Raw genomic sequence first — 1,877 nt, 5'->3', positions numbered from 1 at the left:
GTGAGCTGGTCGCGGACACGGTCGGGGGCGGTGCCGCCGCGACCGGTGCGCGATGCGACCGACCCCTCCACGGTGAGGACCTCACGGACCCCGGGCCCGAGGTCGGGCGAGATCGCCGCCATCTGCTCGTCGGTCAGCTCGTGCAGCTCGACGCCGAGCTCCTCGCAGCGGCGGACGCAGGCACCGGCCACCTCGTGGGCGACCCGGAACGGGACGCCCTCGCGGACCAGCCACTCGGCCACGTCGGTGGCGAGCGAGAAACCCTGCGGCGCGAGCTCGCCCATCCGGTCGGTGTTGAACTCCAGGGTGGCGATCATCCCGGTGAACGCAGGCAGCAGGACCTCGAGGGTGTCGACGGAGTCGAAGACCGGCTCCTTGTCCTCCTGGAGGTCCCGGTTGTAGGCCAGCGGCAGCGCCTTGAGCGTGGTCATCAGCCCGGCCAGGTTGCCRACGAGCCGGCCGGCCTTGCCGCGGGCCAGCTCGGCGATGTCCGGGTTCTTCTTCTGCGGCATGATGCTCGACCCCGTCGACCACGAGTCGTGGAGCCGCGCGAAGTCGAACTCCCGCGTCGTCCAGAGGATGACCTCCTCGGCCATCCGGGAGACGTCCACGCCGATCATCGCAGTCACGAAGGCGAGCTCGGCGACGAAGTCGCGGGCCGCGGTGCCGTCGATGGAGTTGGCGCTGGAGCCGGTGAAGCCGAGCTCGTGCGCCACCGCTGTCGGGTCCAGACCCAGCGACGAGCCGGCCAGGGCCCCCGACCCGTACGGCGAGTCGCCGGCGACCCGCGCGTCCCAGTCGGCCAGCCGCGACACGTCGCGCAGCAACGGCCAGGCATGGGCGAGCAGGTGGTGCGAGAGCAGCACCGGCTGCGCGTGCTGGAGGTGGGTGCGCCCCGGCATGATCACGTCGAGGTGTCCCCGCGCCTGCACCACGAGCGCGTCGACGAGGTCGAGCACCTGACCGGCGACCACCGCGGCGTGGTCGCGCAGGAACGCCTTGAACAGGGTGGCGACCTGGTCGTTGCGTGATCGACCGGCCCGGATCCGGCCCCCCACGTCGGGGCCGACCTCCTCGAGAAGCAGGCGCTCGAGCGCGCCGTGCACGTCCTCGTCGGAGGGGTCGGGGTGCAGGGTGCCCGCGGCGTACCGCTCCCCCAGCACGTCCAGTCCGCGCACCAGCTCGGCGTGGTCCGGGTCGGTGAGGAGCCCGGCGGCGTGCAGGGCGTTGGCGTGGGCCCGCGAGCCGGCGAGGTCGTACGGGGTCAGCCGCCAGTCGAAGTGCGTCGAGCGCGACAGCGCCTCGAGCTCCGGGGACGGACCCGAGGCGAAGCGACCGCCCCACAGCTTGCCCTCGTTGGTGGTGCCGCTGCCGTGCTCGGCCATCAGTCGGTCCCGACGTCCATCGCGGCGTGGTCGAGTGCTTCGTCGTCGAGCTGGTCGGCGCCGTTGGCGCGGGCGATCCGGTCGGCCCCGCCGGGCTCGATCTCGCCGAACAGGTTGCCGTTCTCGACCAGCACGTGGCCCTGGTCCTGGGGCTGGCCCGCGTACTGCTCGAGCTTGGCCCGCGAGTCGGCGATGTCGAGGTTGCGCATGGTGAGCTGGCCGATGCGGTCCGTGGGACCGAAGACGGCGTTGTCTGTGCGCTCCATCGACAGCTTGTCCGGGTGGTAGGAGAACGCCGGACCGTCCGTGGCCAGGACCGTGTAGTCCTCCCCGCGGCGGAGCCGGACCGTCACCTCACCGGTCACCAGCGAGGCGATCCAGCGCTGGATCGACTCGCGCATCATCAGCGCCTGGGGGTCCAGCCAGCGGCCCTCGTAGAGCAGCCGGCCGAGACGGCGGCCCTCGTGGTGGTAGTTGGCGATCGTGTCCTCG

1 protein-coding gene and 1 pseudogene are annotated in these 1,877 nt (G+C 72.2%); both read right to left on the bottom strand.

Annotated elements, in window-relative coordinates; translation table 11 throughout:
• Positions 1-1,385 (bottom strand): argininosuccinate lyase (argH, locus tag ACXJKL_RS20230; protein WP_457208788.1); only part of this gene is annotated, 1,385 nt, incomplete at its 3' end.
• A pseudogene (locus tag ACXJKL_RS20225) lies at positions 1,385-1,877 on the bottom strand (argininosuccinate synthase); the annotation flags it as partial. The pseudogene ACXJKL_RS20225 and the gene argH, both read right to left, overlap by 1 nt.

This window comes from Nocardioides sp. P5_C9_2 (assembly GCF_054049555.1).
Note: the sequence above shows the minus strand (reverse complement) of the source record. Positions and strands in the feature narration are given on the sequence as shown.